Raw genomic sequence first — 22,845 nt, forward strand, 5'->3', positions numbered from 1 at the left:
AGGGGAACAGGGAGATAACGATGACCAACAGATTTACGACAGTCGGCCTGGCCGGGGGGCTGATCTTCGGCGCCTCCGTCGCCTTCGCCCAGCAGGCTGATATCACCATCGGTCAGCAGCTGGAGCCGCCGCACCTGGATCCGACTTCGGCCGCGGCCGGGGCGATCGACCAGGTGGTCTATTCGAACATCTTCGAAGGCCTCACCCGCTTTGGTCCCGACGGGTCCGTCGGCCCGGGCCTGGCGCGCAGCTGGGACGTGTCCGAGGACGGCCTGACCTATACCTTCCACCTGGCCGAAGGCGTTAAGTTCCACGATGGCACCACCATGGATGCCGAGGATGTGGTCTTTTCGCTGAACCGCGCCCGGGCTGAAGACAGCGCCAACGCGCAGAAGGCGCTGTTTGCCGGCATCACCGATGTCGTGGCGACCGATGCGGCGACCGTGACCGTGACGCTGTCGAACCCCGACGGGGCCTTCCCCTTCAAGATGGCCTGGGGCGACGCCGTGATCGTCGCACCGGAAAGCATCGACGGCATCAAGACGACGCCGATCGGCACCGGGGCCTTCATGTTCGACAACTGGGTCGAAGGCGACCGGATCGAGCTGAAGAAGAACCCCGAGTACTGGGGGGAGCCGGCGATGCTGGACGCGGTGACCTTCAAGTTCATCAGCGATCCGACCGCCGCCTTTGCCTCGATGATGGCCGAGGACGTGGACGTCTTTGCCGCCTTCCCCGCGCCCGAGAACCTGCCGCAGTTCGACGCCGATCCGCGTTTCAAGGTGCTTGTCGGCTCGACCGAGGGTGAAACGATCCTGGCGATCAACAACAAGCAGGCCCCCTTCGACAACGTGAAGGTGCGCGAAGCTGTCGCCCATGCGATCAACCGTCAGGAAATCATCGACGGCGCGCAGTTCGGATATGGCACGCCGATCGGCACCCATTTCGCACCGCACAACCCCGATTACGTCGATCTGACCGGGCAGTCCGGCTATGACCCGGAAAAGGCCAAGATGCTGCTGGAAGAGGCCGGGGTGACCCTGCCGCTGAAGGTCAAGATGACCCTGCCGCCGCCGTCCTACGCCCGTCGTGGCGGGGAAATCATCGCCGCCCAGCTGCGCCAGGTCGGCATCGAGGCCCAGATCGAAAATGTCGAATGGGCGCAGTGGCTTGAAGGTACCTTCCGAGGCAAGGACTACGCTCTGACCATCGTCAGCCACACCGAACCGATGGACATCAACATCTACGCCCGGCCGGATTACTACTTCCAGTATGACAACGCCGATTTCCAGGCGCTGATTGCCAAGATCGACGTGGAAAGCGATCCCGCAGCACGGTCCGAGATGTTCAAGCAGGCGCAGCAGGTCATCGCCGATGACTACGTGAACGCCTACCTGTTCCAGCTGCCGCTGATCACCGTCGCCAAGGCGGGTGTCGAGGGCCTGTGGGAAAATGCGCCGACGCAGGCTGCGGACATGACCGCAGTGCACTGGGCCGAATGACCTTCGGGGTGCCGGATACCTGTCCGCCGCATGTCGGCCGGACCTTCGGCACCCCTGCCACGCGCCGGGGTGGGATTCCCCATGCCGCGCGCCTCGGGGCCGTCATTTTGGCAGCAACCGTCTGGGGTGATCCCGACTGATGCTGCGCTACACCCTGACACGACTTCTATCGCTGGCGGTCAGCCTTGCCGTGGCCTCGGTCGTCATCTTCATGGCGGTCGAGATCCTGCCCGGTGACCCCGCGACGCTGATGCTGGGCGTCAACGCCCAGGAGGACACGCTGGCCGCGCTGCGCGAACAGCTGGGCCTGAACGGATCCCTCTGGTCGCGGTACCTGTCCTGGGTGGGCGGCATGCTGACCGGGGATTTCGGCACCTCTTATACCTATCGCACCCCTGTGGCCGAGATGGTCGGCGAACGGCTGTGGATCTCTCTTCCGCTGGCGATCTATGCGCTGACGCTGTCGACGCTGATCGCCTTTCCCGCCGGGATCTGGGCCGCGTCGAAACGCGGATCGGCGGCGGATGTGGGCGTCATGGGCGTGACCCAGCTGGGCGTTGCGATCCCGAACTTCTGGTTCGCCATGCTGATGGTGGTGGTCTTTGCCATCAACCTGCGCTGGTTCTCGGCCGGGGGCTTCCCGGGATGGGACAAGGGGTTCTGGCTGTCCATGAAATCCCTGACCCTGCCGGCCATCGCATTGGCACTGCCGCAGGCCTCGATCCTTGCACGGGTCATGCGGTCATCGCTTCTGGACACGCTGAGCGAGGATTTCGTGCGCACCGCCCGCGCCAAGGGCCTGTCCAAACGGCAGGCGCTGTGGCGGCATGCGCTGCGCAATGCGCTGATCCCGGTGCTGACCATCATCGGGCTGCAGTTCTCCTTTCTGCTGGCCGGCGGCATCATCATCGAAAACGTCTTCTACCTGCCCGGCCTGGGGCGGATGATCTTTCAGGCGGTGTCCGCGCGCGATCTGATCGTGGTGGAATCCGTTGTCATGCTGCTGGTCTTCGCCGTGATCGCGGTGAATTTCCTGGTCGAGATTTCCTATGCCCTGGTCGATCCCAGGCTGCGGCATGGACGGTAAGGGGGCGCTATGACCGATCTTCGGGCTGACCACCTGCCCCCTTCGGGCGCGCCTGTCCGGCTGTGGGGCCGGGCGCTGAAGTCGCGCAGTCTTGTTCTGGGCGCGGCGCTGACGCTGATCTTCGTGCTGGCGGCGCTGGTGTCCTTCCTGTGGACGCCCTTCGACGTGACCGGCATCGACATCGCCAACAAGATCAAGGGCCCGTCCGCGCGCAATCCGCTTGGCACTGATCATTTCGGGCGGGACATCCTGTCGATGATCATGGTGGGCGCGCGGGTGTCCATCGCCGTGGCCTTCGTGGCGGTCGGCATCGGCATGGCCTTCGGGGTGCCGCTTGGGCTTTGGGCGGCAGCGCGCAAGGGATCGCTTCTGGACGAGGTCATCATGCGCGGCAACGACCTGGTCTTTGCCTTCCCCTCGCTCGTCATCGCGATCCTGATCACCGCGATCTTCGGGCCCTCGGCGGTGAATGCCATCGTGGCCATCGGCATCTTCAACATTCCCGTCTTCGCGCGTCTGACCCGGTCCGGCGCGCTGACGCTGTGGCAGAAGGATTACGTTCTGGCTGCGCGGGTGGCGGGCAAGGGCGCGGCGCGGATTTCCGTCGAACACATCCTGCCCAATGTCACCAACCTGCTGATCGTGCAGGGCACGATCCAGTTCTCGCTTGGTATCCTGGCCGAGGCCGGGCTGTCCTATGTGGGTCTTGGGGCGCAGCCGCCGACACCGTCCTGGGGGCGGATGCTGGCGGAAAGCCAGACGATGATTTCCTTTGCGCCGCATATGGCGCTGTTCCCGGGCCTTGCGATCCTGCTGACCGTGCTGGGGCTGAACCTGATGGGCGACGGGCTGCGGGACCTGTTCGATCCCAAGCTGCGGGGCCGGTCATGAGCCTGTTGCGGATCGAAAAGCTGGACCTGGACATCGGCAAACGGCCGATCCTGCGCGACGTGTCGCTGTCGGTCGATCCCGGCCAGATCGTTGGCGTGATCGGTGAATCCGGGTCCGGAAAGTCGATGACGGCCTTCACCGTGATGCAACTGCTGCCCGAGGGCGCGGTGGCGCGCGGCTCCGTCACGCTGGACGGCCACGACATCCTGACCCTGAGCGAGCCCGAGCTTTGCGCCCTGCGCGGCAATAAGGTCGGCATGGTCTTCCAGGAACCGATGACGGCACTGAACCCGATCCGCAGCATCGGCGACCAGGTGGCCGAGACGATCCTGATCCACGAACGGGTGTCCAAGACCGAGGCGCTGAACCGCGCGCGTGAGGCGCTGGCGCGGGTCGAGCTGCCCGAGGACCGTTTCCCGCTGACCCGCTACCCGCACGAGCTTTCGGGTGGGCAGCGGCAGCGCGTAGTGATCGCCATGGCCATCGCGCTGCGGCCTAAGCTGCTGATCGCGGATGAACCGACGACCGCGCTGGACGTAACGACCCAGGCGCAGATCCTCAAGCTGCTGGAACGGCTGGTGCGAGAGGACGGCATGGGCATGCTTATGATCTCTCACGATCTGGCGGTGGTGTCGGATCTGGCAGATGAGATTGTCATCATGCGCTCGGGCGAGGTGGTGGAGCGCGGCCCCTGTCCGGTGATCTTCAGCGCGCTGCAGCACCCCTATTCGATCTCGCTTCTGGCGGCGTCCACGCATGCACCGGACCGATCGGTCCAGGTCGAGGATACGCCCCTGCTGCGTGTCAGCGAGGTACGGCGCAGCTATCGCACCCCGCGCAAGACACTGTTCGGCAAACCGGGGGCGTTCGAGGCCGTCAAAGGCGTGTCCTTTGATCTTAAGAAGGGCGAAAGCCTTGGTCTTGTTGGTGAATCCGGTTGCGGAAAGTCGACGCTGACCCGCGCGATCCTGGGTCTGGAAGAGGTCCAGGGAGGAGAGATCCTTCTGGCCGGAGAACCGGTATTCACAGGCCACAGCCCGAACCGCGATGTGCGCCGCAAGATGCAGGTGGTGTTTCAGGATCCCTATGGGTCCTTCAACCCGCGTCACCGGGTGGACCGATTGGTCTGTGAGCCGTTTCACCTGCTGGACACCCCGCCCACAGGCAAGGCCCGCGACCGCGCCATCGAAGAGGCGCTGACCTCGGTCGGGCTGACGGCGGCGGACCGCTACAAGTACATTCACGAATTCTCGGGCGGGCAGCGTCAGCGCATCGCCATCGCCCGCGCGCTGATCATCAAACCCGAACTGATCCTGCTGGACGAAGCCGTTTCCGCGCTGGACGTGCAAGTGCGGGCGCAGATCCTTGATTTGCTTGCCGATCTCTCGGACCAGTTCGGGCTGAGCTACCTGTTCATCAGCCATGACCTGAGCGTGGTGCGGGTGATCACCGACCGCTGCCTTGTCATGAAGGCGGGCGAGATCGTCGAACAGGGGCCGACCGAACAGGTCTTTTCGAACCCGCAGCACCCCTATACCCGCGAATTGATCGCCGCCGCCCCGGACCTGCCGGAACTGGCCTAAGAGCCCTTCGGGGGTGGCCCGGTACGGTGCTTTGCGCCCCGGGGCCAAAGCCCTGCACTTTCCATATTGCGGAAATCGCCGCTGCGGGCGCTGGACTTTGCCCGGCCTGCAGGGTCTTTTGCCCCGGTTGGCTGGCGTCGGACAGTGATCCGTCCCGCCTGCAAGCCTTTGGGAGGAGGCCCATGCGTATCGATCTGTTCCTGCTGGTGATTGCCTATGTGCTCAGCCAGTTCTTCCGGTCTTTCCTGCCGGTCCTGACCAATGTTCTCGAGACGGACATCGGCGCGGATGCGGCCGACCTGTCGCTGGCTTCGGGCATGTGGTTTCTGGTCTTTGCCGCCATGCAGATCCCCGTGGGCTGGGCGCTGGATCAGCTGGGGCCGCGACGGACGTCTGGCTGGCTTCTTCTGATCGGCGGGGGCGGGGGCGCGGCCCTCTTCGCCCTGGCGCAGGCCCCCTGGCAGATCGTCGTCGCCATGGGGCTGATCGGAGTCGGCTGTTCGCCGGTGCTGATGGCGTCCTACTACATCCTGGCACGGGTCTATCCGGCGGCGATGTTCGCCACTTTCGCGGCGCTGATCATCGCCTTCGGACAGGCGGGCAACCTGGCGGGATCGCTGCCGCTTGCCCTGGCGGTCGAGCTTCTGGGATGGCGTCTGTCGCTTGGGGTGCTGGCGCTGGCCTCGGTCCTGGTGGCGCTTCTGCTGCTGCGGCTGGTGATCGACCCGCCGCCGGTCCAGGACGCGCCGCGCGGCAGCCTGCTGGATGTGCTGAAGATCCGCGGGCTGTGGCTGATCCTGCCGCTGACCATGGTGAACTACGCCCCCGCCGCCGGCATGCGCGGCATGTGGGCGGGGCCCTTCTTTGCGGAAACCTATGGCGCGGATGCCCGGCTGATCGGCTATGCCACGCTGATCATGGCGACCGCGATGATCCTGGGCACATTCGTCTATGGCCCGCTGGACCGGATCTTCGGCACGCGGAAGTGGATCAACGTGACGGGGGCCACGATCTCGGTCGGGCTGGTGTGCTGGCTGGCCGTCGCGCCGCCTTCGGGGCTGTGGTATGCTGCCGCGCTTTTTGCCGTGATCGGCATGGTGCTTAGCAATTATCCCATGCTGATGGCCCATGGCCGCGCCTTCCTGCCGCCGCATCTGGTCGGGCGGGGGGTGACGCTGATGAACCTGTTCTCGATCGGCGGGGCAGGGCTGGCGCAGGTCATCACCGGGCCGATCTATGCCGGCGGCGGGTTTGTTCCGGTCTTCCTGTTCTACGCAGGGGCCCAAAGCATCGGGTTGCTGATCTACCTGATGTCGCGCGACCGGATGGATTGATCCAATGGGGCGGTGCCGGTGCGGCCCATGCCAGGGGCCCATGCCTGGGGGCCGTGACAGCCGCGCCGCATCCGCGCCCTTGATATAAGGTATCACCGCATTACGCTTTGCACCGGGCCGTGGCTGCGGTATAGCCGCGCGACCCAATGTGAAAGGAGCTTTTCTAATGGGCTATAAAGTCGTCGTCGCGGGTGCCACGGGTAACGTGGGTCGCGAAATGCTGAACATCCTCGCGGAACGCCAGTTCCCGGTGGACGAGATCGCCGCGCTGGCGTCGCGCCGGTCCCTTGGGACCGAAGTCAGCTTTGGCGACAAGACCCTGAAGACCCAGGACCTGGATACCTTCGATTTCTCGGGCTGGGACATTGCCCTGTTTGCCGTCGGCTCGGGTCCGACGAAGGAATATGCGCCCAAGGCCGCGGCCGCGGGCTGTGTCGTGATCGACAACTCCTCGCTCTATCGCTACGACCCGGACGTGCCGCTGGTGGTGCCCGAGTGCAACCCCGAGGCGGTCGAGGGCTATGCCAAGAAGAACATCATCGCCAACCCCAACTGCTCGACCGCGCAGATGGTCGTGGCGCTGAAGCCGCTGCATGACCGCGCCAAGATCAAGCGCGTCGTGGTCTCGACCTACCAGTCCGTCTCGGGCTCGGGGAAAGAGGCGATCGACGAGCTCTGGGATCAGACCAAGGCGATTTACAACCCGACCGATGACCGCGAACCTAAGGTCTATACCAAGCAGATCGCCTTCAACGTGATTCCGCACATCGACGTCTTCATGGAAGACGGGTCGACCAAGGAAGAATGGAAGATGGTCGTCGAGACCAAGAAGATCATCGACCCCGCGATCAAGGTTTCGGCAACCTGCGTGCGCGTGCCGGTCTTCGTCGGCCATTCGGAATCGATCAACATCGAATTCGAAGACCACCTGGACGAGGAAGAGGCCCGCGACATCCTGCGTGAAGCGCCGGGGATCATGGTGATCGACAAGCGCGAAGACGGCGGCTACGTCACCCCGATCGAATGCGTCGGCGACTACGCCACCTTCATCTCGCGCATCCGTCAGGACAGCACGATCGACAACGGTCTGAACCTGTGGTGCGTGTCGGACAACCTGCGCAAGGGCGCGGCGCTGAACGCGGTTCAGATTGCCGAGACCCTAGGCAAGCGGGTGCTGAAGAAGGGCTAATCGTCCTCGATCAGAACGGGATCTTCATGGGGCGGGCCTTCGGGTCCGCCCTTTTGCGTCAGGATGCGGTCGGCCACCCAGCTATGGGCATGACCGGGAAACCCGGCGCGGAACCGCTGAACCAGCCGGGCGTAGGAATACCCCAGCTCGGACGCCTTGCAGAGCCTGTCACCCCCGGGAAAGCGGTGAAGTGTAAGGCCGCCACCGGCGGGGCGGAACTCGACGCCCTGCGCCCGCAGGCGGGTCTGCAGGTCGCGCCAACTGCCGGCATGGGCGAGGTCCCGGGCGAGGCGCGCGCGCAAGGGCGCGAGGAGCTGCTCATCCGCCCTGACAGGCGTCTTCGCGCGTTGCGTTTCATAGCGGATGCCATCGGCGATCATCTGGCGCACGATCTGACCGGCGGTCACGTCGCGCCGCCGCGCCAGGTCATCGACCACGCGCAGCATGTCGGGGGGCAGTTTCAGGTGCAGGGCGATCATCTCCATCCCGTCAGCTTGCGGGTTCAAGGTTAACATTCCCCTAGCATCCGCTGCGGCCACTTCCCGCCCATGCCGGGATTGCCCCTTGGCCTTCCGCTGCGCTTTGGCGACAGTCGCGCGGAAGACTTGATCCAGGAGGTCGCCATGCGCCTGTCGCCACTTGCTTTTTCCCTTGCCCTGATGCCCGGCCTTGCGCTGGCCGATGATTTTGCCGTGGACAGCCGCATCGCCAGCGCGACGGTCTTTCCCCAAGGGGCCAGCCTGACCCGCGTGGCCCGGGTGCAGCTGCCCGAGGGGCGGCACCGTCTGCTTTTGTCGGACATGCCAGCGATTGATCCCTCGGGGCTGCGGCTGACGGCCTCGGGCCTGACCCTTGGCGCTGTCAGCTATCGCGATGATCTTGTTCCCCCGCGCAATGCCGAGGAGACCGCCCAGATCGAAGCCGCCCGCAACGAGGTCGAGGCCCGCGAGGCGGCGCTGCTTGAGGCGCAGGATGCCTTGGCGGCGATCCGGGATGAGGTCGAAGCGGCAAAAGCGCGGATCACCTTTCTGGAAGGCCTGGGGCAGTCGAGCGGTGTCGCCCAATCCTCGCCCGAGCAGCTGCGCGCCCTGCTGGAGCTGATCGGAGAAGAAGGGCTGGCCGCACGCCGCGCCGTTCAGGCCGCCGAAACCCGCGCCCGCCCCGCCAAAGACGCGGTGAGCGAGGCCAAGAAGGATCTGGCGGATGCCGAACAGGCGCTAGCCGCCCTGCTGACCGCCAATGACGACCGCGCCTATCTGGTGGTCGAGGTCGACGCCGCCGCCCCCTTCGACGGAGAGCTGGAGTTGCAATACACGACCGAGGCGGCCTCGTGGCAGCCGGCTTATGACCTGCGCCTGACCACCGGGGACGCCCCCGGCCTGACGATGCAGCGCGGGGCCTTCGTGCGGCAGGCGACGGGCGAGGATTGGGATGATGTTGCGCTGACGCTCTCGACCCTGCGCCCCGCGGATCAGGCCGCCCCGGGCGAGGTCTGGCCCTGGCTGCGCCGCATCCTTGACCCCGATCAGATGCCGCGCCCGGTGCCCCTGGCGCAGCGCAGCTTCAAGGCCGAGGCCGACACGCTGGCCGACACCATGGTCGCCGAACCGGTGATGGAGGAAGCCGCCGGGGCCAGTTTCGACGGTATCTCGGTCACTTACGACTATGCCCAGCCGGTCGACATCGCCAACGGGGCCGACGCCCTGCGCATTGCCCTGGGCGAGGTCACCTTCGCCCCAGAGGTCTTTGCCCGTGCCACCCCGCTAAGCGACGCCACCGCCTTTGTCGCCGCCGAATTCACCAACGACAGCAAAGAGCTGATCCTGGGCTCTGGCGATGCGCGGTTCTATCTGGACGGCACCTTCGTCGGGCAGCGGTACCTTGACCTGATCGCCGAGGGCGACAAGGCCGAGCTGTCCTTTGGCCCGATCGAAGGTCTGCGCCTGGAACGGATCGTGCAGGACCGTCAGGAAGGCGATCGCGGCGTGATCTCGCGCTCGAACGAACAGGTCGAGGCGGTCGAGATCACCCTGCGCAACCTGACCGACCGTGCCTGGGACGTCCGCCTGCGCGACCGGGTGCCCTATTCGGAACAGGAGGATCTGCAGATCACCTGGGAGGCCACCCCGGCCCCGAGCGAAGAGGCCGTGGACGGGCGGCGCGGCGTGCTGGAATGGCGCTTTGCCATGGACCCCCGGTCCGAGCAGGTCATCACCCTGAACCACCGTCTGCGCTGGCCCGAGGGGCAGGTGCTGCGCTGAGCGCAGCACGCCAGCCACCCCGCAACAAAAGAAGGCCCGGGAGGAGATCCCGGGCCTTTTCCTGTTCTTGAAGCCAATAAGCCGAATTCCGGGGGTCAGACCGCCTGAAAGGTGCCGGTTTCGGGCATGAACTGCTCCAGCCCGCCGTCACCGATGTCGTTCCACAGCCCGTGCAGCGACAGCTTGCCGCTTTTGACCGCCTCTTCGACGTAGGGGAAGGTCATCAGGTTATCCAGCGACACCAGGATGGCCTGTTTTTCCAGGGCGCGGGCGCGCTCGGTCTCGCCTTCGATGTCCTTGATGCGCTCGTATCCCGGGCGCAGCAGGTCCATCCAGCGGCCGACAAAGCTGGTCTTTTCCTCAAGCTCGGGCGCATGGCCGGAGCACATGTCCAGGCAGCCCTTCACGCCGCCACAGTTGGAATGGCCGACGATCACGATATGGGCGACCTTCAGCGCGGTCACCGCGTATTCGATCGCGGCCGAGGTGCCGTGCTGGTTGCCATCGGGCTCGTAGGGGGGAACCAGGTTGGCGATATTGCGGTGGATGAAGAATTCCCCCTGGTCGGCCCCGAAGATCGCGGTGACATGCACGCGGGAATCGCAGCACGAGATGACCATGGCACGGGGGCGCTGGCCTTCGTCGGCCAGGCGGCGGTACCAGGCCTTGTTTTCCGAAAAGGTCGTCGCTTTCCAGCCGTGGAACCGTTGCACCAGATAGGCCGGCAGAGGTTTGGCAAGCTTCATGATCTTTCCTTTCATCGCACTGGGTAAGGCGCCATGGCGCCCGGGCTAGGCGGGGTTATAGCGCGAACCGGATCGGTTTGAAGTGAATTTGATGCATTTTTCCTGCGGAAAGGCCTTTGCAGGAAAGGATTTGGGAAGGGTCAGCCGCGATTATCCCGGGCTGTGGGAAAGAAAAACGAGGGTGAGAACCGTGATAGAGGTGCGTGTATTGTCGCAGGATGAAACCGTGCGGCTTGATCCGGACCGGCTGCAGGCGCTGTATGATCAGCTGGGCGAAGCCGGGGCCGAAGATGTGGTCTGCCGCGCGATGGAAGAACTGGCCGTCCGATTGTCGATGACCGAACGGTTCTTCCGCCAGGATCGCCTGGACGACATGCGCAAGGCCGCGCGATCCCTGACCGGCATCGCCGAACAGATCGGCATGAATTGCCTGGCGCGGGTGGCGGGCGACGTGACCGCCTGTATCGATTGCCGCGATGCCGTGGCGCTTTCGGCGACGCTGTCGCGGCTGCTGCGGATCGGGGAACGGTCCCTGACCGAGATCTGGGATATGCAGAACGTGCAGGTGTGATCCGGCGGGGTGGGTCAGCCCCGGTCGACAGGCAGGCGTAGGGCCGGGGGTGCCCATGCCCCGAAGGGTTTGCGCAGTTGCAGCGAAAGCCCTTGCAGCGGCGGGGCCACGGGCTAGGCTCTGCCGCAACTGCCAGGAGTACCCCCATGCCGATGCGTTTCGCTGCCGCTGATGATGCGGCCCTTCCCCTTCACCTTGTCGATGCCGCTGCGCTGGATGGCTGGCTTTCGGATCAGGGCGGGGCTGTTGCCACCTGGCTGAAGGCCCTGGGGTTCAGCGCCGGGATCGGATCGGCGGTGGTGGTGCCCGATGGCAATGGCGCTCCGATGATGGCCGTGGCGGGCCATGGCACGGCGGATCAGCGCGCCCGGGGCCGGTTTGCCCTGGCCGCCGCCGCAGCCGCACTGCCTGCCGGAACCTATCGCCTGATCACCGACCTGACCGGCCCGGCGCTCGAGCAAGAGGCGCTTGGCTGGCTGCTGGCCGGCTACAGTTTCGACCGCTACCGCGACCAACCTGGCGCGTCCGCGCAGCTGGTCGCGCCCGAGGGTGTGAACGCCGCGCGGATTGAGGCGATCGCAGAGGGCGAGGCGCTGACCCGCGATCTGATCAACACCCCCGCCGGTGACATGGGCCCGCAGGAGCTTGCCGATGCGGCCACCGGGCTGGCCACCGAATTCGGGGCCGAGATCGAGGTGATCGAGGGCGATGACTTGCTGACCCGCAACTTCCCTATGATCCACGCGGTTGGCCGCGCCTCGACCGGGGCGCCGCGCCTGATCGACATGCACTGGGGCGATACGGGCCCCAAACTGACGCTTGTCGGCAAGGGGGTCTGTTTTGACACCGGCGGGCTGAACATCAAGCCGGGCGCCTCGATGGGCCTGATGAAGAAGGACATGGGCGGGTCGGCCACGGTGCTGGGGCTGGCGCGGATGATCATGGCGCTGGATCTTCCGCTGCGCCTGCGGGTGCTGATCCCGGCGGTGGAAAATTCGATCTCGGGCAATGCCTTCCGGCCGCAGGACATCCTGACCGCGCGCAACGGGCTGACGGTCGAGATCAACAATACCGATGCCGAAGGGCGGCTGGTCCTGGCCGATGCGCTGGCCTATGGGGCCGAGGATGCGCCCGACCTGATGCTGTCGATGGCGACGCTGACGGGGGCTGCGCGGGTGGCCGTGGGGCCGGATCTTGCGCCCTTCTATTCGGATGATGCGGATATCGTCGCCGCGCTGACCCGTGCGGGCGATACGGTGGCGGATCCGGTCTGGCGGATGCCCTTCCACGCGCCCTACGAGGCGATGATCGAACCGGGGATTGCGGATCTGGATAATGCGCCCAAGGGTGGTTTTGCCGGGTCGATCACCGCCGCGCTGTTCCTGCGCCGTTTCGCGGGCGAGGGCACGCGCTATACCCATTTCGACATCTACGGTTGGCAGCCCGCCGCCGCGCCCGCCCGCCCCAAGGGTGGCGTCGGTCAGGGCGCGCGGGCGCTGCTGGATGCGCTGCCCGAGATTCTGGGGCTCTGACCTGTGGTGGACCGCCGGGTGCTGAAGTCGAACGGGCGGGTCGCGGACCTGTCCCTGCGCGGACAGGTCGAGGCCGAGCGGTTCACCGCCCCCCTGCGTCACCGGGTCGTGCGCCCGGTGACCCGGATCCTGTCGCGCCCCGATGCGACGCTTCCGCGGGAGAGGGAACTGGCCTTTGGTGAGGCCTTCGAGGTGCTTGAGACCCAGGACGGCTTTGCCTTCGGCTATGCCGCGCGCGACGGCTATGTCGGCTATGTGCCCTTGCCGGATCTGTCCGACGATCCTGTCACCCCGACGCATCGGGTGATCGCCAACAGCTATTGCGCGGCAGAGCCTGCGTTGAAGCGCCCCGATCCGGCGGATCCGATGCCGATCGGCAGCCTGGTCCGCGTGACGGGCACGCAATTCGACAATTGCGACTGGGCGGCCTTTCCCCATGCGGGGGCGGTGCGGCATATGCCCTTGCCACATCTGGCCCCGATCGCTGCTGTGGATCCGCCCACGGATCCGGTGGCAGAAGGCGCGCGTTATCTGGGTGTGCCCTACCTCTGGGGCGGAAATTCGGGCTTGGGCATCGACTGTTCGGGTCTGGTGCAGGCGGGCTGCCTGGCCTGCGGGATCGCCTGTCCCGGCGACAGCGATCAGCAGGCGGCCGGCCTGGGTGATCCGCTGCCCGACGATGCCGCATTGCAACGGGGTGATCTGATCTTCTGGAAGGGTCATGTGGCCATGGTCGTCGGCGACGGGAGGATCCTGCACGCCAATGCCCATCACATGCAGGTGGTCTACGAGGACATGCAGGGCGCCATCGCGCGGATCGCCGCCAAGGACGGCGCGGTGACGGGCCGGCGGCGGCTTCCTCGGCCCTGAACAGGCCTCCTCAGCCGCGGCCCCCCTGAAGGACCGTTGCCTTAGTCCACCGCGCGGATCAACTTGCGCTCCAACACCCGCAGCACCGTCTTCAGGTCATGCCCGCGTTTGAGGATCTGGCCATCCATGCCGACCACCGCATACATGCCCTGGCGATTGCGCAGCGCGGGGCGCTTTTCGATGCGGTACAGCGGATGTTCCGCAGTGCGCCGGAAAACCGAAAACACCGCCACTTCCGACAGCGAGGAAATCCCGTAGTCCCGCCATTCCCCAGCCGCGACCATGCGCCCATACAGCGACAGAATCACGGCCAGTTCCGTCCGGTGAAATGCCACGCATTCCTTGGTCATTTTCGGGAAGGGCGTCGGTGGTTGAACCGTCATGACCTCAGACTTGCGCCGAACGCTCCGGAAATCAAGAGAGTTCCCGGTTTTTCGCATCCGCCATGCGGAAGCTTCTTCCACATCTCTTGACCGCGCGGTCAGTTCCGCGCAGTTTGCCGCAAAACCACTATCAGAGGATCCGACATGACCGAAGCTTTCCTGTGCGATGGCCTGAGAACCCCGATCGGACGCTACGGCGGGGCCCTGTCCTCGGTGCGTCCCGATGACATGCTGGCCCAGGTGATGCGCGACCTGGCCGCGCGCAACCCCGGCATCAAGGTCGACGAGGTCATGATGGGCTGCGCCAACCAGGCGGGCGAGGACAACCGCAACGTCGCGCGCATGGCCGCACTTCTGTCGGGGATCGGCGAAGACGTGCCGGGCATGACGATCAACCGTCTCTGCGGCTCGGGCCTGGATGCCGTGGGCACCGCCGCGCGCGCCGTGAAGGCGGGCGAGGTCGAGCTGGTGATCGCGGGCGGTGTGGAATCCATGTCGCGCGCGCCGCTGGTGATGCCCAAGGCGGACAGCGCCTTTTCCCGCAAGGCCGAGATCTACGACACCACCATCGGCTGGCGCTTCGTGAACAAGGCAATGCACAAGCATTTCGGCACCCATTCCATGCCCGAGACGGCGGAAAACGTGGCCGAGGATTTCAACATCGACCGCGCCTCCCAGGATGCCTTCGCCCTGCGCTCGCAGGAACGCGCCGCGGCTGCCATCGCTTCGGGCCGTCTGGCAGAAGAAATCACGCCGGTGACCATCCCGCAGCGCAAGGGCGATGCGATCGTGGTCGACACCGACGAACACCCCCGCGCCACCACGCTGGAAAAGCTCGGGAAACTGCCGACGCCCTTCCGTGAAAACGGTACGGTGACGGCGGGCAATGCCTCGGGCGTGAACGACGGCGCCTGCGCGGTCATCGTCGCCTCGGCCGAAGCGGTGAAGAAATACGGCCTGACCCCGCGCGCGCGGATCACGGCCATGGCCACCGCCGGCGTGCCGCCGCGCATCATGGGCATCGGCCCGGCCCCGGCGACGGAAAAGCTGCTGGCGATGACCGGCACCACCATCGGCGACATCGACCTGATCGAGCTGAACGAAGCCTTTGCCGCCCAAGGCCTCGCCGTCACCCGCCAACTTGGTCTGCCCGATGATGCGGCACATGTGAACCCGAACGGCGGCGCGATTGCCCTGGGTCACCCTCTTGGCATGTCCGGTGCGCGCCTGGCGCTGACCGCGGGCCTGTCGATGGGCCACATGGGCGCAAAACGCGCCATCTGTACCATGTGCATCGGCGTCGGCCAGGGCATCGCCCTGATGCTCGAAGCGGTCTGATCCGGCCCTTCGACATCGACTCCTCACAACACGCGCGCGGCCGGGCGACCCGTCCCCCCGGCCGCCGCACTCACCACTCCCCAAATAAAGAAAACCCGCCACCATCCTCTTGCCGAAAATATCCCGGGGGTGCGGGGGCTGGCCCCCGCTACCTGCTACGTGCGGGGGCTGGCCCCCGCTGCCGGCCCTGCGCGAAACGAACCGCCCAGGGCCAGTGTCACGCCGCTCGCAAACCACCTCACAGACGACCCAATCCACACAAAAAAACCGGGCGCGCCCTCGCGTCGCCCGGGTTTTGCACGGCCCATCGGCCGCAGATCAGGAATAGGTCGGGTGGAACATATCCCCGGGCGAAAGGGTGAAAATCTCCACCCCGTCTGCCGTCACGCCGACCGAATGTTCGAACTGTGCCGACAGGGATTTGTCCCGGGTCACTGCCGTCCAGTCGTCGGCCAGCACCTTGGTTTCCGGCCGGCCAAGGTTCACCATCGGCTCGATCGTGAAGAACATGCCTTCCTCCAGCACCGGACCGGTGCCGGGGCGGCCATAATGCAGCACGTTCGGCGGGGCGTGGAAAACACGGCCCAGCCCGTGGCCGCAGAAGTCGCGCACGACGGACATGCGGTTCGCCTCGACATAGGTCTGGATGGCGTGGCCGATGTCGCCAAAGGTGGCGCCGGGGCGCACGGCCTCGATCCCCTTCATCAGGCTGTCGTGGGTCACCTGGATCAGCCGCTCGGATTTGCGCGACAGCTTGCCCGCCACGTACATCCGGCTGGTGTCGCCGTACCAGCCATCGACGATCACGGTGACGTCGATGTTCAGGATGTCGCCATCCTTCAGCTTCTTGTCGCCGGGGATGCCATGGCAGACCACGTGGTTGATCGAGATGCACGAGGCATGCTGATACCCCTTGTAGCCGATCGTGGCCGAGGTCGCGCCGGCGGCATTCACCTTCTCTTCGATGATGCGGTCCAGCTCTCCGGTGGTCTGGCCGGGCACGACGTGTTCGGCGATCTCGTCCAGGATGCGGGCGGCCAGGGCTCCGGCCTTGTGCATGCCGGGGAAGTCCACCTCTTGATAGATGCGGATGCCGTCGCGGGTGATATGGCTTTTCTCGTCCAAGGGGGCCTCGTTCATGTCTTGTCTTCCAGATAAGCGATTTCCGGCCTGCCTACAATGTCGGCCCGCTGCGGGCGCGGCTTTGCCGCAAGTCCCGGGGTCGTCCGGCGTAAGATCTGCCTGCAGAGTGACCGCGACAGGTAACAACCCGGTTGCAGGGGCGGTCGGTGCCGGGGCGGATCCGGCTTGATTTGCGGCCGACCTACAGTCGATCGGGGGGCGGGATCAGGCGTCGGGCAGGGCGAAGGGCAGGGTGGTGCCCACGGTGATACCCCGGGGCGAGATTTCGGCCCCCATGGCAATGATCTCGACCCCCCGGGCCTGGGCGTCGCGCAGGGCGGTGGCATAGGCCGGGTCGATGTCGGCGGCTACGGTGACCCGCGTGGCATCGCTGCGCTGCACCAGATACAGCAGGACGGCGCGGTGCCCTTCGGCGCGCATCTGGGCCAGATCCGCCATGTGGCGCGCGCCGCGGGCGGTGACGCTGTCGGGGAATTCCGCAAGGCCCGGCTGGCGCGACAGGGTGACCGATTTCACCTCGACATAGGCGTCGGGCAGGTCGGGGCCGCGCAGCAGGAAATCGATCCGGCTTTTCTCGGCGTATTTCTGTTCCGGCAGCACTTGGTCATAGCCCTCGAACCCGGCGATCTGACCAGCGATCAGCGCGTCTTTCACCGCGCGGTTGGCGGTGCCGGTGTCGACGCAGGTGAAACCGCCGTCCTCATGTTCGACCAGCCGCCAGCCGTACTTCAGCTTTTTCTTCGGATCGTCATTGGGTTCGACCCAGATCCGGCTGTCCGGTTCCGCCAGGCCCAGCATCGATCCGGGGTTGGCGCAGTGGGCCGTCACCTCGGTGCCGTCCTCAAGCCTGATATCGGCAAGGAAGCGTTTGTAGCGACACAGCAGGCGGGCGGGGACGAGAGGGGTTTGAAAGCGCATGAGCCGGGCCTATACCCTTATCAAACCAGAAAACAAAGCACCGGAGGTTTCATGTCCAACCCTACTGCCGCCATGCTGGTCATCGGGGATGAAATCCTCTCGGGCCGGACACGGGACGCCAATATGCACCATCTCGCACAAGAGCTGGTGAAGGTCGGGATCGACCTGAAAGAGGTGCGCGTGGTCTCGGATGATGCGCCAGCGATCGTGGCGGCGGTGCGCGCCCTGTCCGAAGGGTTCGACCAGGTCTTCACCTCGGGCGGGATCGGGCCGACCCATGACGACATCACCGCCGATTGCATCGCCGAGGCCTTCGGTCGCAACATCGACGTGCGCGACGACGCCCGCGCCCTGCTGGCCAAAGCCTATGGCGCGCGCGGGGTCGAGCTGACCGAGGCGCGGCTGCGCATGGCGCGTATCCCGGATGGCGCGGCGCTGATCGACAACCCGGTCTCGACCGCGCCGGGGTTCACGGTGGAAAACGTGCATGTGATGGCCGGTGTGCCAAGCGTCTTTCAGGCCATGGTCGCTTCGGTCCTGCCGCAGCTGACCGGGGGCACCCCGCTTCTTAGCCAGGCACTGCGCGTGATGCGCCCCGAAAGCGAAATCGCCGGTCCCCTGCGGGATCTGGCGGGTGTCTATGACGATCTGTCCTTCGGGTCCTATCCCTTCCAGGCCAATGGGGTCTACGGCGCGCAGCTGGTCGTGCGCGGCACCGACGGCGCGCGCATCGACGCGGCCATGATCGCCCTGCAAGAGGCTTTTCCCGATGCCTGAGACCACGCCCGACATGACCCAAGACCTTGCCCGCCATTTCACCTGCGCCGATGTCACCTGGCCCGCCGCGCAGAAAACCGACTGTGGCCCCTTCGTGCTGCGATCCTCGCCCGGGGGCGGCAAGCGGGTCACGGCGGCCACGGCCAATGGTCCGGTGACCTCGGACGACGTGATGGTGGCGGAACGCCGGATGCGCGACATGGGGCAGAAGCCCTTGTTTTCGCTGCGACCGGGGGATGAGGACCTGGATTCGATCCTGGCCGCGCGTGGCTACGCGGTGGTCGATGAGACGCGCATTCTGACGATCCCTGTCGCGGCGCTGATCGGGGAAGACACCGATGTGGAACAGGCCAGTCTGGCCGTCTGGGAACCGCTGGCCATCCAGCTGGAGTTCTGGGCCGCAGGCGGCATTGGCCCCGACCGGATCGCGGTCATGGAACGGGCGGCCTGCCCCAAGACCGCGCTGATCGGGCGGCATGACAATTCGCCGGGCGGCACCTGCTATGTCGGCGTCTCGGAAGGGATCGGCATGATGCATGCGCTTGAGATCATTCCCGCCGCCCGCCGGTCGGGCATGGGCCGCGCGATGAGCATCCACGCCGCGCAATGGGCGGCCCGCCAGGGTGCGACGGACTTCGCGGTGCTCTGCGTGGCGTCGAACATCCCCGCGAACCGGCTGTATGAAAAGCTGGGCATGCGCCAGATCGGCCAGTACCATTACCGCATCAAGGAGAGCTGAGATGCCGTCCAAGGACCAGCCCACGGCGCTGGATCTGCCCATGGTGGATCCGCTGCCCGAGAAGACGCAGAAGTATTTCGACATCTGCCAGGACAAGCTGGGGATGGTGCCGAACGTGCTGAAGGCCCATGCCTTCGACATCGACAAGCTGAACGCCTTTACCGCGCTGTACAACGACCTGATGCTGGGCGACAGCGGGCTGACCAAGCTTGAGCGTGAGCTGATCGCGGTCGTCGTGTCCTCGATCAACGGGTGCTATTATTGTCTGACGGCGCATGGCGCGGCGGTGCGAGAGCTGTCGGGCGATCCGAAGCTGGGCGAGATGATGGTGATGAACTACCGCGTCGCCGATCTGGATCCGAAGCAGCGCGTGATGCTGGATTTCGCCGCCAAGGTGACCGAGGGCTCGCGCAAGATCGAAGAGGCCGACCGCCAGCTGCTGCGCGACCATGGCTGGAGCGACCGGGACAGCTGGGACATCATCAACGTCGCCGCCTTCTTCAACATGACCAACCGCGTGGCCAGCGCCACCGACATGCGTCCGAATGACGATTACCACGCCCAGGCGCGCTAGGTCGCGGGTCTTTGCCGGGGCCTGGCTTGGGTTCGGGCTTGGGGTCGGGCTGGCGGCCTGCATCCTGCCGGGCGCGGGCCTGGCCTTCGATCCGGTCAGCCTGCCCGAGGCCGCGCGGCGGACCTTTGACGACACCGCCGCCACGGCCTCGATCCGGATCCCGGTGGCCCGGCTGGGCGAGACGGGCATGCTGAAAGAGGTCGAGGGCAGTCTGCGCCGCCGCGCCTGGGCGATCCCCTCGCCGACGCTGCCGACGCTGCGGGTGCTTCAGGGCTTGCGGCAGGACATGGAGGATGCCGGGTATCAGGTCGTGCTGGATTGCGCGTCCGAGGCCTGTGGCGGGTTCGACTTCCGCTTTGCCTTGCCGGTGCTGCCCGCGCCGGAAATGAACGTCGACATCTTCGACTACCGCGTGCTGGTCGGGCGCAGGGGCGATGCGGGGCGCGAGGAACATGTCTATGTCCTGGTCAGCAAGGGCCGCGCCAACCGCTTCGTGCAGATCTACGAGGTCGCCCGCCGCGACGCGGCCCCCCCGTCGACCCAGGCCCCCCCGTCGACCGAGTCCTCGCCTTCGACCCAGGCCCCATTGGCCGCCCCCGCCACGCCGTCCCCTGCCGATCCGGGCGACACCGACCTGATCAACCGCCTGAAGGCGCGTGGCCACGTGGTGCTGCGCGATCTGGATTTCGCATCCGGTGCCGGCGCACTGAGCGAAAAGGATTACCCCTCGCTCGCGGCGCTGGCGGCCTATCTGTCGGAAAAGCCCGAACGCCGGGTCGTGCTGGTCGGCCATACGGACGCGGTCGGGTCTTTGGCGTCGAACACCGCGCTGTCGCAGACCCGGGCGGATTCGGTGCGCGATCAGCTGGTGTCGGTCTTCGGTGTCACAGGGTCACAGATCACCGCGCGCGGCGTCGGGTACCTGTCGCCTATCGCCACCAACCTGACCCCGGAGGGGCGCGACATGAACCGCCGGGTCGAGGTGGTGCTGCTGGTCGACTAGATCAGACCTGTGAAGACGAAAATGCCCGGCGGATCGCCGGGCGAGTGGCCTGATGACAGGCGGGGGGAAGGGGATGCGCCCGGGGTGCCGGGCGCGAAACCTTGGGGCGCTTACCAGTGTTTACCAGGCGTCGGGGCCTTTTTCCGCGAAGGCGCGCACCAGGAAGTCGATGAAGGCGCGGACCTTGGGCTGGGTGAACCGGCCCGGCGGGTAGACGGCATAGATGCCCTGGGTTTCGACCGGAAGATCGGGGATCGCGTCCTCGACCAGGCCCTGCTGCATCGCTTCGGCATACAGGAAGGACGGCAGGTAGGCGATGCCAAGACCGGCGATGGCGGCATTCAGCAGCGATTGCCCGTCGTTCACCGACAGCCAGCCGGCGGTGCGCACCTGGCGTTTCTCGCCCGAGGGGGCGGTCAGTTTCCAGACGTTGCCCGAGGCCTGCGACGAATAATGCAGAAGCTTGTGTTCATTCAGATCGTCGATCTTCTGCGGCCGGCCGTATTTCTGGAAATAGCCCGGCGCGGCGATCATGCGTTTCGACGTATCGGTCAGCTTGCGGGCCCGCAGGGTGCTGTCTTCCAGTTCGCCGATGCGGATGGCCATGTCGAAGCCTTCTGAGATCAGTTCGACGTAGCGGTTGTTCAGCACCATGTTGACCGTGATGTCGGGGAATTCGGACAGGAATTCACCCAGAACCGGCGACAGGTGATTGACGCCGAAATCGGTCGCGACGCTGATCCGCAGAAGACCCGAGGGCGCGGATTGCATGGAGGTGACCAGTGCGTCGGCCTCGCCTGCGTCGTTCAGGACGCGGCGGGCACGGTCGTAATAGGCCAAGCCGATCTCGGTCGGTGACACGCGACGGGTTGTCCGGTTGAGAAGACGTGCGCCCAGACGCGCCTCGAGAGAGGACACGTGTTTGGACACGGCGGATTTCGAGATCCCCATCTTCTTGGCCGCGTCGGTGAAACCACCTTGATCCACGACCGTCGCGAATGCTTCCATTTCTGTCAGACGGTCCATTCCTTAACCTTTCTGCCTGCAAGTTACGTTCTGCCTTGGCAAAAGGTTTCACAGGGAAATCGGGCACAATCCGGGCGCGCCATCGTCAATACAGGGGTAATGTCGGGATCGTTTATGGGCTGGAAACAGGGAAACGGGTCGTTTCCGGCCTTATTTCGCCAGATTCAGGCGGTTTCGACGCAATGTCGCCGGAAAGCGCGCTTTAACAGGTCCAGTTCTTCCCGCAGTAGCGCCAGTTCGGCCTGGATTGTTTCGTCGGCGGTGTCGCCGGCGATTATGGCAAGGCTGTCCAGAACGTCGCCGGTGTTTGCCTCGACGATGGTTATTGTCTGCACACCGTCGCCAATCGCACTGACCGGAACGTCAAAGGTCAGCCGCCAGGTGCCGTCGCCGGCGGGGCTGATGGACAGATCCTCGATCGATTTGTCGCGGAAGCGGGCGGCGATGCCGGGGCGGATGCCCTCGGGCACGTCCGAGATCACGCCTTCGTATCGGCCATTGTTCAGACGGGTGCGTGTCACCTTGAGAATGCTCATCGGGTCCTCCTGTCAGAATTCGGCGCGGGGGCAGCGGGCAAGGGTCAGGTCGCGCAGGGTGACCTGGTTCATCTCGGGGCCTTCAAAGATCAGGTCCAGCCAGGCGTTTTCCAGCCGGTCCTCGTTCAGGTCGGCATAGGCCAGGTCGAATTCGATCATGTTCTCCTCGGCCGGGGTGTGACCCGGGGCCGGGGCGTTGATCGGAAATTCGCGCACGATCTGTTCGGTGTTGGGCCCGTGCTTGATGTTGAGCCGGGCAAAGATTTCCAGCGGCTTTTCCAGTTCGACCCGCATGGTCAGGCGGATCAGGTGCGAAGCCTTCAGGCCCTGAAGCGCCTCGGGCGGCAGTTCCACCACCAGCGACAGGAAGGATCCGTCGAAGGCAAAGACATCCATGCGCAGCCCGAAGGGGGCCAGATCCTCGGCCCGGGTGTTGCGGATCTGGCGAAGGGACAGTTCCGACCGGATGCAATCGTGGTGCAACGTAATCTCGTGTCCCAGGCGCGATTTCGACGGGGCCGAGGCGATGCCATGTTCGGCGATCGGGCCGCGCCAGAGCTCGGGCCGCCAGGACCAGTCGGTGCCATGGGGCAGGGGAAAGACGTTGGAACCAATCACCGGCAGAGCCAGCCGGGATTCGGCGGCATGCAGCAGGTCGTCCAGCGGCTGGCGCAGGCTGCGGGCACGGGCGCGGGTGGCGCGCAGATCGGACAGCGGCATGGTGCGGGCCGCGCGGGCCGTGGTCTTCCAGCGGCGAAGCTCGGCCTGGGTGCGCCAGCGGTCCAGCAGAAGTTTGAGTGCGTTCACCATGGATGCCCGATGTACTGCCCGAGTTCGGTTTC

At 65.6% G+C, this 22,845-nt stretch carries 23 protein-coding genes; 15 read left to right on the forward strand and 8 right to left on the reverse strand.

Annotated features, from left to right (window positions below; genetic code table 11):
* The first annotated feature begins 20 nt into the window (after positions 1-20).
* From BMX99_RS08095 to BMX99_RS08120, 6 genes are all read left to right on the forward strand, one after another.
* A complete protein-coding gene (locus BMX99_RS08095; protein WP_093449850.1) occupies positions 21-1,502 on the forward strand; it encodes an ABC transporter substrate-binding protein in 1,482 nt (493 codons plus the stop codon).
* Between the two features lie 139 nt (positions 1,503-1,641).
* Positions 1,642-2,589 carry an ABC transporter permease gene (locus BMX99_RS08100; protein ID WP_093449853.1) on the forward strand — a complete coding sequence of 316 codons (948 nt, stop codon included), beginning with the start codon at positions 1,642-1,644 and terminating at the stop codon, positions 2,587-2,589.
* 9 nt (positions 2,590-2,598) lie between these two features.
* Complete coding sequence (locus BMX99_RS08105; protein WP_244525498.1) at positions 2,599-3,480, forward strand: ABC transporter permease; 882 nt, start codon at positions 2,599-2,601, stop codon at positions 3,478-3,480.
* Positions 3,477-5,063, forward strand: coding sequence for an ABC transporter ATP-binding protein (locus BMX99_RS08110; protein ID WP_093449856.1), 1,587 nt, complete (start codon positions 3,477-3,479; stop codon positions 5,061-5,063). The genes BMX99_RS08105 and BMX99_RS08110 overlap by 4 nt, the downstream gene beginning before the upstream one ends.
* A 182-nt stretch (positions 5,064-5,245) precedes the next feature.
* On the forward strand, positions 5,246-6,397 hold the full coding sequence (locus BMX99_RS08115; RefSeq protein ID WP_093449859.1) for an MFS transporter: 1,152 nt from the start codon (positions 5,246-5,248) through the stop codon (positions 6,395-6,397).
* Between the two features lie 166 nt (positions 6,398-6,563).
* Complete coding sequence (locus BMX99_RS08120; RefSeq protein ID WP_093449861.1) at positions 6,564-7,586, forward strand: aspartate-semialdehyde dehydrogenase; 1,023 nt, start codon at positions 6,564-6,566, stop codon at positions 7,584-7,586.
* On the opposite strand, the gene BMX99_RS08125 is transcribed toward BMX99_RS08120, so the two are convergent.
* Positions 7,583-8,092 (reverse strand): relaxase/mobilization nuclease domain-containing protein, encoded by a 510-nt coding sequence (locus BMX99_RS08125; protein ID WP_254771996.1) that lies wholly within the window; start codon positions 8,090-8,092, stop codon positions 7,583-7,585. The genes BMX99_RS08120 and BMX99_RS08125 overlap by 4 nt on opposite strands.
* A gap of 42 nt (positions 8,093-8,134) precedes the next feature.
* Between BMX99_RS08125 and BMX99_RS08130 the strand changes: the two genes are divergently transcribed.
* Positions 8,135-9,847, forward strand: coding sequence for a mucoidy inhibitor MuiA family protein (locus BMX99_RS08130; RefSeq protein WP_244525499.1), 1,713 nt, complete (start codon positions 8,135-8,137; stop codon positions 9,845-9,847).
* 95 nt (positions 9,848-9,942) lie between these two features.
* On the opposite strand, the gene BMX99_RS08135 is transcribed toward BMX99_RS08130, so the two are convergent.
* Positions 9,943-10,593, reverse strand: a complete 651-nt coding sequence (locus BMX99_RS08135) for a carbonic anhydrase (RefSeq protein ID WP_093449866.1) — start codon at positions 10,591-10,593, stop codon at positions 9,943-9,945.
* A gap of 181 nt (positions 10,594-10,774) precedes the next feature.
* On the opposite strand from BMX99_RS08135, the gene BMX99_RS08140 reads away from it, so the two are divergent.
* From BMX99_RS08140 to BMX99_RS08150, 3 genes are all read left to right on the forward strand, one after another.
* On the forward strand, positions 10,775-11,164 hold the full coding sequence (locus BMX99_RS08140) for a hypothetical protein (RefSeq protein WP_093449868.1): 390 nt from the start codon (positions 10,775-10,777) through the stop codon (positions 11,162-11,164).
* 146 nt (positions 11,165-11,310) lie between these two features.
* Positions 11,311-12,696: a leucyl aminopeptidase family protein gene (locus tag BMX99_RS08145; protein WP_093449871.1), complete on the forward strand. Its 1,386-nt coding sequence runs from the start codon at positions 11,311-11,313 to the stop codon at positions 12,694-12,696.
* Between the two features lie 6 nt (positions 12,697-12,702).
* On the forward strand, positions 12,703-13,566 hold the full coding sequence (locus BMX99_RS08150; protein WP_254771997.1) for a C40 family peptidase: 864 nt from the start codon (positions 12,703-12,705) through the stop codon (positions 13,564-13,566).
* 41 nt (positions 13,567-13,607) lie between these two features.
* On the opposite strand, the gene BMX99_RS08155 is transcribed toward BMX99_RS08150, so the two are convergent.
* Positions 13,608-13,949, reverse strand: a complete 342-nt coding sequence (locus BMX99_RS08155; RefSeq protein WP_093449877.1) for a DUF2794 domain-containing protein — start codon at positions 13,947-13,949, stop codon at positions 13,608-13,610.
* A 144-nt stretch (positions 13,950-14,093) separates the two neighbouring features.
* Between BMX99_RS08155 and pcaF the strand changes: the two genes are divergently transcribed.
* Positions 14,094-15,287: a 3-oxoadipyl-CoA thiolase gene (pcaF, locus tag BMX99_RS08160; RefSeq protein WP_093449880.1), complete on the forward strand. Its 1,194-nt coding sequence runs from the start codon at positions 14,094-14,096 to the stop codon at positions 15,285-15,287.
* 318 nt (positions 15,288-15,605) lie between these two features.
* On the opposite strand, the gene map is transcribed toward pcaF, so the two are convergent.
* Positions 15,606-16,427 carry a type I methionyl aminopeptidase gene (map, locus tag BMX99_RS08165; protein ID WP_093449883.1) on the reverse strand — a complete coding sequence of 274 codons (822 nt, stop codon included), beginning with the start codon at positions 16,425-16,427 and terminating at the stop codon, positions 15,606-15,608.
* A gap of 207 nt (positions 16,428-16,634) precedes the next feature.
* The gene (gene sfsA / locus BMX99_RS08170) at positions 16,635-17,348 is read right to left on the reverse strand and encodes a DNA/RNA nuclease SfsA (RefSeq protein ID WP_093449886.1); all 714 of its coding nucleotides are present in this window, start codon (positions 17,346-17,348) and stop codon (positions 16,635-16,637) included.
* Between the two features lie 51 nt (positions 17,349-17,399).
* Here sfsA and BMX99_RS08175 point away from each other — a divergent pair, with 51 nt between their 5' ends.
* The 4 genes from BMX99_RS08175 to BMX99_RS08190 are packed head-to-tail and all read left to right on the forward strand — an operon-like array spanning position 17,400 to position 20,441.
* Positions 17,400-18,125 carry a competence/damage-inducible protein A gene (locus tag BMX99_RS08175; protein ID WP_093449889.1) on the forward strand — a complete coding sequence of 242 codons (726 nt, stop codon included), beginning with the start codon at positions 17,400-17,402 and terminating at the stop codon, positions 18,123-18,125.
* Positions 18,118-18,864: a GNAT family N-acetyltransferase gene (locus BMX99_RS08180; RefSeq protein ID WP_244525501.1), complete on the forward strand. Its 747-nt coding sequence runs from the start codon at positions 18,118-18,120 to the stop codon at positions 18,862-18,864. Before BMX99_RS08175 ends, BMX99_RS08180 begins: the two co-directional genes overlap by 8 nt.
* Position 18,865: 1 nt before the next feature.
* On the forward strand, positions 18,866-19,438 hold the full coding sequence (locus BMX99_RS08185; RefSeq protein WP_093449892.1) for a peroxidase-related enzyme: 573 nt from the start codon (positions 18,866-18,868) through the stop codon (positions 19,436-19,438).
* The gene (locus tag BMX99_RS08190) at positions 19,410-20,441 is read left to right on the forward strand and encodes an OmpA family protein (RefSeq protein WP_093449895.1); all 1,032 of its coding nucleotides are present in this window, start codon (positions 19,410-19,412) and stop codon (positions 20,439-20,441) included. The genes BMX99_RS08185 and BMX99_RS08190 overlap by 29 nt, the downstream gene beginning before the upstream one ends.
* 120 nt (positions 20,442-20,561) lie before the next feature.
* Here BMX99_RS08190 and BMX99_RS08195 read toward each other — a convergent pair whose 3' ends face one another.
* The 3 genes from BMX99_RS08195 to BMX99_RS08205 form a co-directional block, all read right to left on the reverse strand.
* Positions 20,562-21,467, reverse strand: a complete 906-nt coding sequence (locus tag BMX99_RS08195) for a LysR family transcriptional regulator (RefSeq protein ID WP_093449898.1) — start codon at positions 21,465-21,467, stop codon at positions 20,562-20,564.
* 164 nt (positions 21,468-21,631) lie between these two features.
* Positions 21,632-22,003, reverse strand: coding sequence for a hypothetical protein (locus BMX99_RS08200; RefSeq protein WP_093449900.1), 372 nt, complete (start codon positions 22,001-22,003; stop codon positions 21,632-21,634).
* 12 nt (positions 22,004-22,015) lie between these two features.
* Positions 22,016-22,813 (reverse strand): DUF6478 family protein, encoded by a 798-nt coding sequence (locus tag BMX99_RS08205; protein ID WP_093449903.1) that lies wholly within the window; start codon positions 22,811-22,813, stop codon positions 22,016-22,018.
* Between the last annotated feature and the right edge of the window lie 32 nt (positions 22,814-22,845).

It is taken from the genome of Pseudooceanicola nitratireducens (assembly GCF_900109195.1).
Classification (GTDB): Bacteria; Pseudomonadota; Alphaproteobacteria; order Rhodobacterales; family Rhodobacteraceae; genus Pseudooceanicola; species Pseudooceanicola nitratireducens.